12 protein-coding genes are annotated in these 15357 nt (G+C 49.6%); 3 read left to right on the top strand and 9 right to left on the bottom strand.

The window, feature by feature from the left end:
- Positions 1–112: 112 nt before the first annotated feature.
- From mfd to ACR0QE_RS03185, 5 genes are all read right to left on the bottom strand, one after another.
- Positions 113–3697 carry a transcription-repair coupling factor gene (gene mfd, locus ACR0QE_RS03165; RefSeq protein WP_432626916.1) on the bottom strand — a complete coding sequence of 1195 codons (3585 nt, stop codon included), beginning with the start codon at positions 3695–3697 and terminating at the stop codon, positions 113–115.
- Between the two features lie 361 nt (positions 3698–4058).
- Positions 4059–4637 carry an aminoacyl-tRNA hydrolase gene (gene pth, locus ACR0QE_RS03170; protein ID WP_432626917.1) on the bottom strand — a complete coding sequence of 193 codons (579 nt, stop codon included), beginning with the start codon at positions 4635–4637 and terminating at the stop codon, positions 4059–4061.
- Positions 4638–4877: 240 nt separating this feature from the next.
- Entirely contained in the window at positions 4878–5600 is a 723-nt protein-coding gene (locus ACR0QE_RS03175; RefSeq protein ID WP_432626918.1) for an amino acid ABC transporter ATP-binding protein, read from the bottom strand.
- Positions 5584–6252, bottom strand: coding sequence for an amino acid ABC transporter permease (locus tag ACR0QE_RS03180; protein WP_432626919.1), 669 nt, complete (start codon positions 6250–6252; stop codon positions 5584–5586). Before ACR0QE_RS03180 ends, ACR0QE_RS03175 begins: the two co-directional genes overlap by 17 nt.
- A gap of 26 nt (positions 6253–6278) precedes the next feature.
- Positions 6279–7181, bottom strand: a complete 903-nt coding sequence (locus ACR0QE_RS03185) for a transporter substrate-binding domain-containing protein (RefSeq protein WP_432626920.1) — start codon at positions 7179–7181, stop codon at positions 6279–6281.
- 369 nt (positions 7182–7550) lie between these two features.
- Between ACR0QE_RS03185 and ACR0QE_RS03190 the strand changes: the two genes are divergently transcribed.
- From ACR0QE_RS03190 to ACR0QE_RS03200, 3 genes are read left to right on the top strand one after another with little or no spacing between them, the layout of a single operon-like run.
- Positions 7551–8462: a polysaccharide deacetylase family protein gene (locus ACR0QE_RS03190; protein WP_432626921.1), complete on the top strand. Its 912-nt coding sequence runs from the start codon at positions 7551–7553 to the stop codon at positions 8460–8462.
- Positions 8459–9295: a polysaccharide deacetylase family protein gene (locus ACR0QE_RS03195; protein ID WP_432626922.1), complete on the top strand. Its 837-nt coding sequence runs from the start codon at positions 8459–8461 to the stop codon at positions 9293–9295. Before ACR0QE_RS03190 ends, ACR0QE_RS03195 begins: the two co-directional genes overlap by 4 nt.
- Positions 9288–10724 (top strand): MATE family efflux transporter, encoded by a 1437-nt coding sequence (locus tag ACR0QE_RS03200; protein WP_432626923.1) that lies wholly within the window; start codon positions 9288–9290, stop codon positions 10722–10724. Before ACR0QE_RS03195 ends, ACR0QE_RS03200 begins: the two co-directional genes overlap by 8 nt.
- An 85-nt stretch (positions 10725–10809) precedes the next feature.
- On the opposite strand, the gene ACR0QE_RS03205 is transcribed toward ACR0QE_RS03200, so the two are convergent.
- The 4 genes from ACR0QE_RS03205 to ACR0QE_RS03220 form a co-directional block, all read right to left on the bottom strand.
- Complete coding sequence (locus ACR0QE_RS03205; RefSeq protein ID WP_432626924.1) at positions 10810–12189, bottom strand: MATE family efflux transporter; 1380 nt, start codon at positions 12187–12189, stop codon at positions 10810–10812.
- Positions 12190–12454: 265 nt separating this feature from the next.
- On the bottom strand, positions 12455–12739 hold the full coding sequence (gene spoVG / locus ACR0QE_RS03210; protein ID WP_177978168.1) for a septation regulator SpoVG: 285 nt from the start codon (positions 12737–12739) through the stop codon (positions 12455–12457).
- 88 nt (positions 12740–12827) lie between these two features.
- Positions 12828–13949 (bottom strand): glucose-1-phosphate adenylyltransferase subunit GlgD, encoded by a 1122-nt coding sequence (gene glgD, locus ACR0QE_RS03215; RefSeq protein WP_432626925.1) that lies wholly within the window; start codon positions 13947–13949, stop codon positions 12828–12830.
- Entirely contained in the window at positions 13946–15220 is a 1275-nt protein-coding gene (locus ACR0QE_RS03220; protein WP_432626926.1) for a glucose-1-phosphate adenylyltransferase, read from the bottom strand. The genes glgD and ACR0QE_RS03220 overlap by 4 nt, the downstream gene beginning before the upstream one ends.
- Positions 15221–15357 lie beyond the last annotated feature (137 nt).

The raw sequence follows: 15357 nt of genomic DNA on the forward strand, positions 1-15357 counted from the left end.
GTTTTTCCACATAAGAAACGCGCGGAAGATTTCCACAATCCTCCGCGCGTTCTGTTATGCACAATTATCCACAATTTTATTTTTTTCTGCACCGGGTCCACACAACTTTTATTTATCGCTCAGACACCGGTGCCTCGTTTTTCTCAGTCTCTGCTGATTTCTCCTGCGCTTCTTCCGCCAGTTTTCCGATCGCGAAAAGAAGTTCTTTCGCCTTCTCGAGCATGGCTGTGCAGTCCTTCTGATGCTTTCTCTCTGTATACATAAAATACGGCTCATCCGTCATCATAAATTTGAGACTTCCCTTCTGGGATGCCACAAGCTCCGGAATTCCCTCCGGATTCAGCTTTGCCTGCTTGAACATCTTTAAGCGGACTTCCTGACGGTTCACTTTGACTTCTGTCACATAAGCGCGGTGTGCCGCCGCTTTGAGCGCCGCAACGATGAGCAGATTTTCCACAGGTTTCGGAATCTCTCCAAACCGGTCAAGCAGCTCATCCTGCATATCCATGTATTCCTCTTCGTTCTCGATTCCGGAAATCCGCTTATAAATATCGAGTTTCTGGTATTCATTCTTGATGTAGGAAGCCGGAATGTAGGCATCAATGTCACACTCGACAACGGACTCGAATTCTTCCTCTTCGTTCCGCTCTCCCTTGAGCGCAAGCACTGCCTGATTCAGAAGTTTGCAGTACAGATCGTAACCGACTGCCTCCATGTGTCCGTGCTGCTCCGCCCCGAGCACATTTCCGGCTCCGCGGATCTCAAGATCCCTCATCGCAATCTTGATTCCGCTTCCGAGTTCTGTGAATTCCCGGATCGCCTGAAGACGTTTCTCCGCCTCCTCCTTGAGCAGCTTATCTCTCTTGTACATCAAAAATGCATAGGATGTCCGGTTTGATCGTCCCACACGGCCTCTGAGCTGGTAGAGCTGAGAGAGCCCCATCTGGTCCGCATCGTGAATGATCATCGTGTTCGCATTTGGAATATTTAAGCCTGTCTCAATGATCGTCGTCGATACCAGAACATCGATATCACCGTTGATAAAATCAAACATGATCTTCTCAAGCTTGTGCTCCGACATCTGTCCGTGCGCATAAACCACATTGGCATCCGGAACCAGTTTCTGAATTTTTCCCGCAACCTCCTCGATGTCCTTGACGCGGTTGTATACATAATAAACCTGTCCGCCGCGCGCAAGTTCACGGTTCACTGCCTCCCGGATCATCTCTTCATTGTATTCCATCACATAAGTCTGGATCGGAACCCGGTCAACCGGCGGTTCCTCAAGCACACTCATGTCACGAATTCCCACAAGGCTCATATGAAGCGTGCGGGGAATCGGAGTTGCCGTCATTGTGAGCACATCCACATTTTCTTTGAGCTGTTTGATTTTCTCCTTGTGCGCAACTCCAAACCGCTGTTCCTCGTCAATGATCAGAAGACCGAGATCCTTGAATTTCACATCTTTTGAGAGAACACGATGGGTACCGATCACGATGTCCACCTGTCCCTTTTTGAGTGCCTCGATCGTATTCTTCATCTGGGTCGGTGTGCGGAAACGCGACATCAGATCCACGCGGACCGGAAATTCCTTCATTCGCTGGACAAATGTATTGTAATGCTGTTGGGCAAGGATCGTTGTCGGAACGAGGTAGACAACCTGTTTTCCCTCCTGAATCGCCTTGAATGCAGCGCGCAGCGCAATCTCGGTCTTGCCGTAGCCGACATCTCCGCAGATCAGGCGGTCCATGATCTTGTGACTCTCCATGTCCCGCTTCGTGTCCTCAATCGCCGCAAGCTGATCGTCCGTCTCCTCATAGGGGAAAAGTTCCTCAAACTCTCTCTGCCACACCGTGTCCGGTCCGTAGACGAAGCCATCTGTATTCTGGCGCGCCGCATAGAGCTTGACTAAGTCCTTCGCAATCTCCTTCACCGCAGTCCGCACCCGCGTCTTCGTCTTGTTCCACTGCTCTCCGCCGAGTTTATTTAACTTCGGCGCCTTCGCATCCCCGCCCGCGTATTTCTGGATTCCCTCAAGTCTTGTAGCCGGAAGGTAGAGATTTCCTCCATCCGCATACTCAATTTTCAGGTAATCCTTCACGATCTTATCTCTCTCGATCTTCTCAATTCCGCGGTAAATACCAAGTCCGTGATCCTCATGCACCACATAGTCACCGACCGAAAGTTCTGTAAAGCTCTGAATTTTCTTTCCCTCATATGAGGTTTTCCGGCGCTTTTTCTTCTTCCGCTCTGCACCAAACATATCGCCTTCCGTGATCACAACAAATTTGATCTGCGGATACTCAAATCCCCGGTGCAGTTTTCCGTAAGTCACAAGAATCTCACCCGGCTGAACTTTCCTCTCCCCGTCATCCGGACAGAATGCACTCAGCTCATACTCTCTCAAATCTCCGGCAAGACGGCTTGCGCGCGTCCTCGAGGCAGAGAGCAGGATCACCCGGTATTTCTCACGCTTCCATCTCTGGAGATCCTTAATCAGCATCTCAAAATTATTCTGATACGAAGCCACATTTTTCACATTGACCGCGTAGCGGTTCTTCACTTCCATCCCCGGAAGTTTCTGTTCAAGCCCGGTCAGATAGACCGTGTTTTTTCGCTGCGCGTGTGAGAGCACCTCATTCACCGTATAGAGAAGACCCGTCTGGGACGGAAGCAGATATCCCTTTTCTAAGCGATGCATCATGCTCTCGCGAAATTCTGTCTCAATCGCCGCTCCCTTTTCTTTCAGTCTCGCCGGCTCATCAAGAAAGATCATGCTTGTCTCCGGATCAAAATAATCGAGAAACGATACCGTCTCCCTGCTGAAATACGAGAGATACGCGTCAAGCCCCTGAAGATTCCAGCCTTCCTCAATTCCCTCTGTCAGTTCTCTCACAATCCGCAGAATGCGTCCGGCCTCCTCGGTCTTTCTCTGGCTTCTCAGACTCTGCTCGTAAATCTTCTCCTCCTCGCGGATTTTTCTCACACCATCTGCAAGCTGACCGGGCGTCAGAATCGTCTCCATCGCCGGATAAATCGAGACGGACTCAAGCTGCTCAATCGAGCGCTGGCTCTCCAAATCGAACGAGCGGATCGAATCGACCTCCGTATCCCACAATTCAATTCGGATCGGCACCTCCTCCGTCAGCGGAAAAATGTCAAGAATTCCGCCCCGGATGGAAAACTGCCCCATCCCGTCGACCTGACCTGTGCGCTCATACCCGAGTCTCACCAGCTGATCTTTCCAGAATTCCAGATCAAGTTCCTGACCATTTTCAATGTGCAAAACCTGCTTTTTCATCTGGGAGAGTAAAAGAAGATGATCCATCAGACCGTCAAGCGTCGTCACAACCACACCGGAAGTATCTTCCATCAGATGACGAAGCACGGAAATTCTCTGGCGCGCCAGAAGATTTCCGTGGATATCCGCACTGTAAAACAGCAGATCCTTTGCGGGATACAGCCACACATCACTCCGGAAACAGCAGAAATCATCATAGATCTCTTTCGCGCGCGCGTCATCATAAGTCACCACAAGTTTCCACGGCATCTCGGAATCCGTCTCCTGCATCAGATGCACCTTCTGAGAATCCATGCAGCCACTCATCTGAAGCGGGCCTTTTTTCTTCTTCACAGCACTGTTGAATTCCTCAAACTCCGCCAGTTCTGACAGCGGACTCGCAAACACCTGACTCATCTTCTCTTCACCTCCATATGTCACATTTAATTCTAATTACACCTTACATCGTTAATCTTTTATATTATTCTTGTGTATTATTCTCAGTGCTCCACCGGCGAGATAAGTCACGCAAACTCGTTCGCACTCCGGGTAAATCAGCGGAAGCGTCACTGGCGCTTCCTCGATACGCAGAGCGGACGCAGCGGTGCATAAGGTCGCAAAGGACGCGACCTAAACACCGGCGTCTCACACGGGTTTGCTTAGACCTTCTCGCCTCTGTCGCTTCCACATCTGATAGCTCTCTGCACAAAACAATACAACTCAGAGTGGCTGTTCCTCTTCTCTATAAGCGTGAGTATTGCAAACTTTCTTCTATATGTTACTCTGCCTTTTTCTTTGCATTGTAATGATTCATTGCACGATCAGCACCATCTCGCAACATCATTTCTACAGCGTCTGATGCCTCTTTAAATGCTTCATTCATCACAATCTGATCTTCAGCCGAAAAATGTCCTAGCACGTAATCGGCAAGATCCATCTTCGGCGGCTTTGCACCAACCCCAACCTTAATTCTCGGGAATTCCTGAGTTCCAAGCTGGGCAATGATATTCTTGATTCCATTGTGACCGCCCGCGCTTCCCTTCAGACGAATTCTGAGCTGTCCCGGATCAAGGCTGATATCATCATAAATCACAATCAGCTTCTCAGCCGGATCGAGTTTATAATAATCCATAACCTCGCGAATGCTCTCTCCACTGAGATTCATATAAGTCTGAGGTTTCACAAGAATGACCTTCTCCCCCTCAATCATTCCCTTTCCGCAAAGTGCTTTATGCTTCTTCTCACTCACATCAATGCCATGGCGGTCTGCCAGCACATCGATGACAGAGAATCCGGCATTGTGTCTTGTCTTATCATATTCCCGTGTCGGGTTTCCAAGTCCTGCAATTATATACATTGTTTTTTCCTTTCCTAATTACAAACATTTAAGGCGCTCTGTATTCGCTTCTATCATATAGTTAAAGTCATTCATAAGTAGAGTCTTGCACCATTTTAGCAGTTGTGACGTAGGTTGTAAAGTCCCGCCTAACGCTCTCTCATCTTTAATTTTTCTTATAACTTCTGTGGAATTTTTCTTTTATAGTGCAAAAAAAGAAGCCCCGAAAGACTTCTTTTTCACATTTCTATTTTATAAAAATTACAGTACCATATCCAGGAAGTTCTGTGCTCTCTCACTCTTCGGATGTGAGAAGAACTCTGCCGGATCCGCATCCTCCACAATCAGACCATTGTCAATGAAGCAAATTCGGTCGGATACCTCTCTCGCAAATCCCATCTCATGAGTGACAAGCGCCATCGTGATTCCGGTATGCGCCAGTCCCTTGATAACCTCAAGAACCTCTTTTACCATCTCCGGATCAAGTGCACTCGTCGGCTCGTCGAACAGCATGATCTCCGGCTCCATCGCAAGCGCTCTCGCAATCGCGATTCTCTGCTTCTGACCACCGGAAAGTTTTCCCGGATAAGTCTGCGCTTTCTCCGTCAGACCCACCAGTTTCAGCAGTTCCATTGCCTTCTTCTCCGCTGCATCCTTGGAAAGTTTGTTTACTCGAATCGGCGCATACGTCATATTTTCCATAACGGTCATATGCGGAAACAGGTTAAAATGCTGGAATACCATTCCGATATTTTTGCGGATCGACTGAATATCCGTCTTCGGCGCGGTAATGTCTTTTCCCTGAATCAGGACCTGACCGCTCGTCGGGCGCTCCAGAAGATTCATACATCTCAGAATCGTGGATTTTCCGGAACCGGAAGGTCCGATCAGCGTTACAACCTGTCCCTTCTCAATCTTTAAATCGATTCCTTTTAATACCTCCAGTGAGCCAAAGCTCTTATGTACATCACGAAACTCGATCACTTCTGTTCACCCACCTCTCAAGACGGCTTGCAACCATCGATAAAATCATTACCAGAATATAATAAATCACTGCGATAACCAGATACGGCTCGAAGAAACGGAAGGTGAGCACAGTGATCTGGTCTGCTGCACGGAGCAGCTCCACGGCTCCGATATAAGAAAGAATAGAAGACTCTTTCAGAAGAGAAATCGCCTCGTTTACCAGACTCGGCAGGATGTGCTTGACAGCCTGCGGAAGAATGATGTCCTTCATCATATCGCGATAGCCGACACCGAGGGACATTGCCGCCTCGTACTGTCCCTTATCCACGCCGTTGATTCCGCCTCGGAAGATCTCAGAGATATACGCTGCGGAGTTCAGCGAGAAGGTCAGGACACCGGACTGCATCGTCGTCAGCGTCATGCCCGTCAGCTGCGGAAGTCCGAAATGGACGATACACAGCTGAACGAGAAGCGGAGTTCCACGGAAAATCGAAGTGTAAAACGTTCCAAACCAGTTTAATGGTCTGCATTTGCTGATTTTAATCAGCGACAGCAGAACACCAAGCACGAATCCAAGCACAGCCGCGATAGCCGTTATTTTCAAGGTTGTCAGCGCGCCATGGTAAAGAAACGGCCAATACTGCCAGACGCTGCTAAAATCAAGCTTCATATCAATTCCTACCTTTCCGGATCCAATTAGTCCAGAATGAACTGCTCACTCAGATGATCTGCGATGATCTTATCCAGCTCGCCATCTTCCATCATCTCTTTGAGCGTGTTGTTGAAAGTCTCATAGTACGGAGAGTTCTTCGGGAAACCGATTGCGAAGCAGTCATCGGTCTTATCAAGCAGGCTCATCTTCAGCTCTGCATTGTTCTTTAAGAACTCTGCTGCACCGGCACCATCAATGATGCAGGCATCTGCACGTTTGCTCTTTACTTCCTCGATACATGCCGGGCTTCCCTGAATACCTACTGCCTTGGCATCCGGAATGCTCTCAGCTACCTGCTGGTAGTTGGTTCCAAATGCGTAAGCAACGGTCTTTCCCTGAAGGGAATCCAGATTCGGGTAATCATCCTCTGCGCGGTACACGATTGCGTTTCTCGGATAGAAGAAGATTTCAGAGAAATCCAGGGTCTTCTCTCTCTCCTCAGTCGGAGCCATACCGCCGCTGCAGAAATCAATCTGTCCAGCCTGGATTGCTGCCATCAGGCTCTTAAACGGCATGTCAACGAACTCTACGGTTCCGCCGTTCTTCTCTACAACATCTCTCACGATGTCGATGTTCATGCCGACATAAGTCTTCTTTCCGTCAGCTGCCATCTCGATAGACTCAAACGGTACGAAAGTTGCAGAACATCCAACCTTCACGGTCTTTCCGTTGAATGGGTTGTCTGCGGATACCTCTGCTGCACTGCTCTCTGCTCCCTCAGAGCTGCTCTCAGCCTCTGCTGCACTGCTCTCCTTGCTCTCCTCGCTGCTGCTCTCTGCTGCAGAAGACGCTGCTGCGGTGGTCTCTGCACTCTTGCTGCTTCCACAACCGGTCAGCAGACCGATTGCCATCATTGCGCTTGCTGCCCAAATCAGACTTTTTCTCATTGTTTTTCTCCTCCTCATTCTACCTTTATGTATCAAAATACAAGATATCGCATAATTATAGCACTTTCGTTCCCGGGTTTCAACTGTCCATGTATGCAATTTAAAACAAAAATTATACAAAATCTAGTGAAAATGTCATTCATAATTTGTTTTTCTCATTTTTTGTTTTTTCACGCAAAATCGCTGGCAGTTGACATTGAGAAAACCCATGCTTATAATCGAGATGCATCCCATTCCGAACAAATCGGACCTCTTTTAAATGGATGCAGTATGATATGTCTTTATTTTCTATATTTATACATTTTTTGTTTCTGACAAATTTGTAAAAAACGCAAACCTAATGGAAACCTGAAAGGAGTACTTCTACTTATGAATTACATTGCAGACGGAAAAAGCAGCGGTCCTGCAATCACCTGGCCGAACGGCGCACGGATTGCAGTCATGGTCACTTTCGACTACGATGCCGAATTTCTTCGCATCTCCCGCGCAAAGACAAAGGGAACCAAGATCGGATTCACAGACTTTTCACGAGGACAGTATGGCCCGCATGAGGGACTTCGCAGATGCCTCGACATGCTTGACACGATGGACATCAAGTCCACATTCTTCGTTCCGGGAATCGTCGCTGAGACTTACCGCGACACCGTTGAGGAAATCCACCGCCGCGGGCACGAGATTGCCTGTCACGGATACATGCACGAGTCCGATCCCAACCTTTCCCGTGAGGAAATGTGTGCGATCCTCGACCGAAGCGAAGCAATCCTCAAGGAAATCACCGGCAGAAAACCGGTCGGTCACCGCGGACCGGAGAGTGTGATTCATCCATTTACTCCACAGCTTCTCACTGAGCGCGGCTACCTTTACAGTTCTTCGATGAAAGACTGCGACTGGGCTTACCTGTGGGATGAGGACGGCCGGACTCTGCCCCTCGTCGAACTTCCAAACGATATCACGATGGATGACTTTACCTATTATTATTTCACGTTCAGCGATCCGGCAGTCCGCTGTATGTACCCGAACCGCGAAGTTTTCGGCAACTGGAAGCAGGAATTCGACGGCCTCGCACTCGAGGGCAACAAAGTTTTCATTCTGAAACTTCACCCACAGATGATCGGGCGCGCAAGCCGGATCGGAATGGTCGGAGAACTGATCTCCTACATGAAGGCTCACGGCGCGTGGATTGCGACCTGCGAGGATGTTGCCCGCTACGTGCTTGAACAAAATCAGAAAGAAAATCTGGAAATCATGCAGACAAAAGAAAACGGAGGAAATCAGAGATGATGAAATGGCCGGACAATAAACGAATCGCCGTCATGATGGCATTCGATCTCGATGCTGAAACCATGTGGACAACACATGGTGACGGAAGCACTGCACATATGACAAACCTTTCCCGCGGAGCTTACGGCCCGAAGCAGGGCGTTCCGCGCATTCTCGACATGCTCGATGTACACCAGGTGAAAGCTACCTTCTTCATCCCGGGCGTCATCGCAGAGAAGTATCCCCTCGTCGTGAAAGAGATCGCAAGACGTGGACATGACATCGGATTCCACGGCTATCTCCACGAGGAGTCCACAGCAACCACCTACGAGCAGGAAGATGCCACGATGCACCGCAGTGAAAAGATCATCTATGATCTGACCGGTCAGAAAATCGCCGGCCACCGGGCTCCCGGCGGAGTCATCCATGACTACAGCCTTCGTCTCTTCCTTGAGCACGGATATATTTACAGCAGCAACTGGCGCGACAGCGACGGCCCGTTTCTTCACCAGATTGACGGAAAGACTGTTCCGCTCGTCGAGCTTCCGAAGGATTCGATCTTCGACGACACCGCCTATGATTTCTACACCGATGCCGCCCCGGAGCGTTACGGACTCAAATCCCCGGACGAGATGTACGAGATCTGGAAAGATGAGTTTGACACTCTCGCTGTCGAGGGCCGCATGATCAATTTCGTTCTTCATCCGCAGTTTGTCGGACGTGCAAGCCGTGTCCAGATGCTCAGCCGCCTGATCGGATATATGAAATCCCACGGCGCATGGCTTGACACAAACCGCGCCGTCGCATCCTGGGTTTTGAAGCAGAACGGTTTTACGGTGCCGGACCATGAGTAATCAGGCAGCCGCAAAGACCCCGTCAAAGGGATCCCAGATACCGGATATTTTGTCAGATTCCGCCCAGCGCCATCTGACACGCACAATCCTGATGCTCGCATGGCCGGCGATCCTTGAACAGTTTCTGATCTGCATGGCTTCTCTCGCAGATACCGCGATGGTCGGTTCCATCGGTGCATCTGCGACTGCTGCCGTCGCCGTCAACATCTCAAGCATCTGGCTGATCAACGGATTTATCACGGCACTCAGCGTGGGATTTTCCTATCTGATCTCCCACACCGTCGGTGCCGGTGATCCCGTGCGTGCGAGGCGCATCACCGCCCAGGCCCTGCTCTGCTCCGCCGTTCTCGGAATTCTTTTGTCCATCGGTGTCGAGCTGATCTGCCATCCGCTTCCGATCTGGCTTGGCGCCGCCCCGGAAGTCATCCCGCAGGCCCAGCGCTATATGCAGATCATCGGCTTTGGACTGACGGCCCAGGCAATGTCCGTGACGATCTCCGCAGTCTTCCGCTCCGCCGGAAACACGCGGATTCCGCTGACTGCAAATCTGACCGCAAATGCTGCAAACATCATTGGAAACTTCTTTCTGATTTATCCGGTGAGAACCATCTCGGTCGGATCCACATCATTCTCCATCTGGGGAGCAGGTCTTGGCGTCGCCGGTGCTGCGACATCCACCGCCCTCTCCCAATGCCTGCTTCTGCTGATTCTGCTCGCCTTCCTGACTTTTGGAAGGACTCCGATTCAGCTGAATGTGTTCCGCGCCAATTTTCGCGTGGAACGTCAGATTCTGTCCCAACTCTGGCAGATCAGCGTTCCGGTACTCCTTGAACGCCTGACCCTGACTTCCGGACAGATTGCGCTGACCGCAATGATCTCAGGTCTTGGCACTGTCTCTCTCGCCGCACACTATCTGACCAACCAGACGGAGGGAATTCTGTATCTGCCCGCCTACGGTTTTGCCTACACGGCAACCGCTCTCGTCGGTCAGGCACTCGGCGCACACCGGACCGATCTCGCGGACCGCTTTGCAGTCCGAATTTCCTGGATCGGATCCATCGTCATCATCCTGATGTGTATCCCCGTCGCCCTGTTCTCCGGTCCGATCATTCACCTGTTCAGCCCGGATCCCGGCGTCGTCGCACTCGGAACACGCACCCTCTTTGTCGCTGCGACCACAGAGATCTTTTTCAGCTTCACCGTGATCGCCGGCGGCATCTTCCGCGCTTCCGGGGATGTCCGCTTCGCCCTCCTCGTGAGCATTGTCGGCATGTGGGGACTGCGAATCGGTCTCGTCTGGATCGCAATCCATCCACTCGGACTCGGCGTTGTCGGCGTCTGGCTCGCAATCGCAGTCGACTGTCTGATCCGCATGATCCTGTGTATCTGGAGAATTAAAAGCAAAAAATGGAGAAGGAATCAGAGTTAACTCTGGTTTCTTCTCCATTTTGCAAATTGCCTTTTACTTTCAGTTATTTGGCAAAGCGCTGATAATCAGAAATCTATCCTGTCCATTACTTTTTTTCTTGATTCAAGAGTCTTCTCAAGCGTCTGATGCAGTGATAGAATGCCGGAATCAGGAAACAGTCCGCACAGATCCACGCGAGCGGGGATGCGAAGCAGACCGCAATGTATCCAAACATCGGAATTCCGACAAAACCGATCAGCGACCGCGCAAACATCTCGCAGACGCCGGCGAGAATCGCAAACGCCGAGTATCCCATACCCTGAATGCAGAAACGCCATACATTGACAAAGACAAGCGGGATATAAAACAGCGAATTGAAAATCAGGAAGAGATGTGCCTGATGGATCACAAGCGTCTGGTCCGCATCCACGAACAGAAGCGGAATATATCCTCCAAAGAAGAAAAGAACCGCAAAGGCTGCAACCGCATAGATACTTCCGAGAATCGTCGCTGCCTTGATTCCGCTGATGATTCGGTCAATCTTTCCCGCACCGACATTCTGACCCGCATACGTCGCCATCGTTCCTCCGAGCGCATCGAAGACACAGCAGAAGAACATGCTGACTTTCTGACCCGCCGTGACGGAGGCAACTGCGACAGAACCGAGCGTGTTGACCGCAGTCTGCAGGATAACCGAGCCGATCGCGGTGATGGAATACTGAAGTCCCATCGGAATTCCCATATTGCACAAGTTCAGGCACATCCGCCCGTCAAACTCCATCTCTCCCTTCTGGAAATGGAGAATCGTGAATTTCTTCTTCATATAAAGGACGCAGAGAATACCGGAAAGTCCCTGAGAGACGACCGTCGCACATGCCGGTCCCGCAACTCCCATTCCGAGGAAGTTGATCGAGATATAATCAAGCACGATATTGACAAGGGACGACAGAATCAGGAAATAGACTGGCGTCTTTGAATCTCCGAGTGCACGGATGATGCTCGCCGTCAGGTTGTACAGATACGTCACCGGAATTCCGAGGAAAATGATGAAAATATAGTTGTAGGCACCCTGAATGATGTTTTCCGGGGTCTGCATCCAGACGAGAATCTTCCACGTCAAAGCTCCGATCACAACTGTCATCACAACGGAAAATGCGATCGTCAGCCAGATCGTGTTCGCCACATATTTTCTCATATTCCGGTAATTCTGGGCGCCGAACTGCTGGGCAACCGGAATTGCAAATCCTGCCGTCACACCGATCACAAAACCATTTACCATGAAGTTGACCGCACCGGTCGAGCCAACTGAGGCAAGCGCATCAACCCCGAGGAATTTTCCTACAATGATCGTGTCGACCATGCTGTAAAACTGCTGGAACAGCGTTCCCATCAGCATCGGCACCGCAAATGCCAGAATCAGGCCTAATGGGCTTCCGCTCGTCATATCCCGAACCGGGGACATGTCTTTTCTCTGCGTTTTTTCCATAAATTAAAGTCCTTTCCCTAATAAAAATCCAACTGAAAAATGATATTTCAGATAAACGGGACTCATTATAGCACACACAAATTTCCTCTGCAAGATAGAAACAAGAGAGATTTCCAAAGATTTATATAAAGAAAAAATCCCCCGCCATGGCAGGAGATTTTTTCTCATTCACTTATCAATCTATTCTTTTTTCAAGATGCTTTTCCTGAATCTGTCCAGAAGTTTTTCCCTACTCATCTTCGCATCGTCTACAAATCCCGTGTGTCTATGCGTAAGTCTCGTCTTCCTGACTCTCCAGAGCGGTCATCTCATATTTTGTCAAAATGGCTTTCTGAATCGTATCACGGGTTTCCGAATTGATCGGATGCGCAATATCCCGGTACTCTCCGTCTGCTGCCTTACGACTAGGCATTGCTATAAACAGACCTTTCTCCCCTTCAATTACTTTAATATCATGAATGACGAACTCATTGTCCAGCGTGATAGAGACAATGGCCTTCATCTTTCCCTCTTTCTCGATTCTTCTCACTCTAACATCCGTTATCTGCATATCGCAAAGCCCCTTCCGTGTCGTATATGTGTCCCCCACACTACGCTCTCTTGTATTTTTCAGCATTCAGGCTGCTGCTTAGCCTGTCCTACAAAGTGTATCTCTCGTTCTTTTCCACTACAATCTTGATATCATCCGGCGTACCGATGTAAGTCGTATTCGCACGGATTGTATCCCGGCTTTCGACGATGCAGTTTTCAATGACCGTGTTATCCCCGATATAGACATCATTCAGAATGATGGAATTGCGGATCACACAGTTGTTGCCCACATAGGCTTTCTTGAACAGAACAGAATTTTCCACGGTTCCGTTGATGATACATCCGCTTGAAATCAGACTGTTCTTTACGGATGCTCCCGGATTATACTTTGCCGGCGGAAGATCGTCCACCTTGGAGTAGATGTCCGGATACTCACGGAAGAAGTAGCGGCGCACATCCGGTTTCAGGAAATCCATATTTGTCTGGTAATAAGAATCCACGGAAGCGATGTTGCTCCAGTAGCTGTCCAGTCTGTATGCATAGATGCGTTTGAGGTTCTTGTAGCGAACCAGGATATCTCTTACGAAGTCCACTCTGTCCTCAGCGGCACAGCGCTCAATCAGCTCAATCAGCTGACGGCGGCGGATGACATAGATTCCGCAGGAGACGGTGTTGGATGTTGCCACCATCGGCTTCTCCTCAAACTCCGTGATCCGGCCGTCATCGTTGGTCTTTACCAGACCGTAGCGGGTGACATCCATATCCTCCGGCATATCCTTGCAGACAACGGTGATGTCTGCTTTCTTCTCGATGTGATACTCGAGAACCTTGCCGTAATCGAGCTTGTACACACAATCACCGGAAGCGATGACTACATACGGCTCATGGCTGTTCTTTAAGAACGAAAGGTTCTGATACAGAGCATCCGCAGTACCGCGGTACCAGTCACTGTTCTCTGCGGTAATCGTAGGAGTGAATACGAACAGACCTCCCTGTTTTCTTCCGAAATCCCACCACTTTGAGGAGCTCAAATGCTCATTCAGGGAACGGGAATTGTACTGCGTGAACACTGCCACGCTCTGAATATGGGAATTGCTCATGTTGCTGAGCGCAAAATCGATGCTTCGGTAGCTTCCTGCAACCGGCATTGCGGAGATTGCCCGTTTGTTGGACAACTCTTTCATTCTCTTGCTGTTTCCGCCTGCTAATACAATACCAATCGCTCTCATCGCACGCCACCTGCCTTTATAATGTAGTCTCCGCTTGCCAGCTGTCCATCCGGATAATCCTCTTTCTCTGTCTTTCCGGATATTGCAGTATTCTTACCAACCTTCACATGATCCGGGATCACACTGTGTTCCCCGACGGTCACAAGATCAAACTGGTAAACCTTCGGATCATACTTGCTCGGTGCATACTCGCCGATTCCCAGCTCCGCGCCCTCACCGATCTGCGTGTCCTCCGCAATGATCGCCTTATTGACATTGGCGCCGGCCTTTACCACACTGTCACGCATCACAATAGAATCCCGCACAACTGCGCCCGGCTCGATCGTGACACCCGCACCAATTACGGAGTTGTAAACGGAGCCGTGAATCTCTGTTCCCTCTCCGATGATGCTTCTCTCGATCACTGCATCCGGTGCCACATACTGCGGCGGAATGATATCGCTCTTCGTGTAAATCTTCCAGTACTCCTCGTACAGGTTGAACTCCGGAATGATGTCGATCAACTCCATGTTTGCCTCCCAGTAGGAGCCCAGGGTACCGACGTCCTTCCAGTATCCGTTGTACTCATAAGCAAAAATTCTCTCACCCTTATCGAAGCAGTAAGGAATCACATGCTTTCCGAAATCACAGCCAGGTACATCAGCCAGGCTCAGCAGAGCTTCCTTTAAAGCCGGCCAGCTGAATATGTAAATGCCCATGCTTGCAAGATTGCTTCTCGGATTTGCAGGTTTCTCCTCGAACTCTGTAATCCGGTTGTTATCATCGGTAATAACGATACCGAAACGGCTTGCCTCCTCAATCGGAACCGGCATTGCTGCGATTGTCACATCTGCATTGTTTGCCTTGTGATACTCCAGCATAACCTCGTAATCCATCTTGTAGATATGGTCTCCGGAAAGAATCAGAACATAGTCCGGATTGTACGTCTCCATATACTCCAGGTTCTGGAAAATTGCATTTGCGGTTCCGGTATACCAGTCACTTCCTTTGCTGCGCTCATAAGGTGGCAAAATGGTAACACCGCCCACATTGCGGTCAAGATCCCACGGAATACCAATTCCGATATGTGCATTCAGCCTCAGTGGCTGATACTGCGTTAAAACTCCAACCGTATCAACTCCGGAGTTGATGCAGTTGCTGAGTGGGAAATCAATGATTCGATATTTACCTCCAAATGAAACCGCCGGCTTTGCTACCTTCTGTGTCAGCACGCCAAGACGGCTTCCCTGTCCTCCCGCCAAAAGCATGGCGATCATCTCTTTCTTAATCACGCTATCACCTCGCTGTGTATTTTCTTGGTGATTTTTATTATACCACACATCTCTCAAATAGTGAACAAATATTGAAATTAATTTGTGAGTTTTTTGTGCATTTTCCGACATTTCTCGGGTTCAAAACTTTTTTGTCT

Origin of the sequence: Brotaphodocola sp. (assembly GCF_050873065.1) — a bacterium.
Classification (GTDB): domain Bacteria; phylum Bacillota; class Clostridia; order Lachnospirales; family Lachnospiraceae; genus Brotaphodocola.

What these genes read in the sequence shown, in the direction of transcription:
- mfd (WP_432626916.1), bottom strand. Translation starts at nt 3,697, where the DNA reads ATGAGTCAGGTGTTTGCGAGTCCGCTGTCAGAACTGGCGGAGTTTGAG.
- pth (WP_432626917.1), bottom strand. Translation starts at nt 4,637, where the DNA reads ATGTATATAATTGCAGGACTTGGAAACCCGACACGGGAATATGATAAG.
- ACR0QE_RS03180 (WP_432626919.1), bottom strand. Translation starts at nt 6,252, where the DNA reads ATGAAGCTTGATTTTAGCAGCGTCTGGCAGTATTGGCCGTTTCTTTAC.
- ACR0QE_RS03185 (WP_432626920.1), bottom strand. Translation starts at nt 7,181, where the DNA reads ATGAGAAAAAGTCTGATTTGGGCAGCAAGCGCAATGATGGCAATCGGT.
- ACR0QE_RS03190 (WP_432626921.1), top strand. Translation starts at nt 7,551, where the DNA reads ATGAATTACATTGCAGACGGAAAAAGCAGCGGTCCTGCAATCACCTGG.
- ACR0QE_RS03195 (WP_432626922.1), top strand. Translation starts at nt 8,459, where the DNA reads ATGATGAAATGGCCGGACAATAAACGAATCGCCGTCATGATGGCATTC.
- ACR0QE_RS03200 (WP_432626923.1), top strand. Translation starts at nt 9,288, where the DNA reads ATGAGTAATCAGGCAGCCGCAAAGACCCCGTCAAAGGGATCCCAGATA.
- ACR0QE_RS03205 (WP_432626924.1), bottom strand. Translation starts at nt 12,189, where the DNA reads ATGGAAAAAACGCAGAGAAAAGACATGTCCCCGGTTCGGGATATGACG.
- spoVG (WP_177978168.1), bottom strand. Translation starts at nt 12,739, where the DNA reads ATGCAGATAACGGATGTTAGAGTGAGAAGAATCGAGAAAGAGGGAAAG.
- glgD (WP_432626925.1), bottom strand. Translation starts at nt 13,949, where the DNA reads ATGAGAGCGATTGGTATTGTATTAGCAGGCGGAAACAGCAAGAGAATG.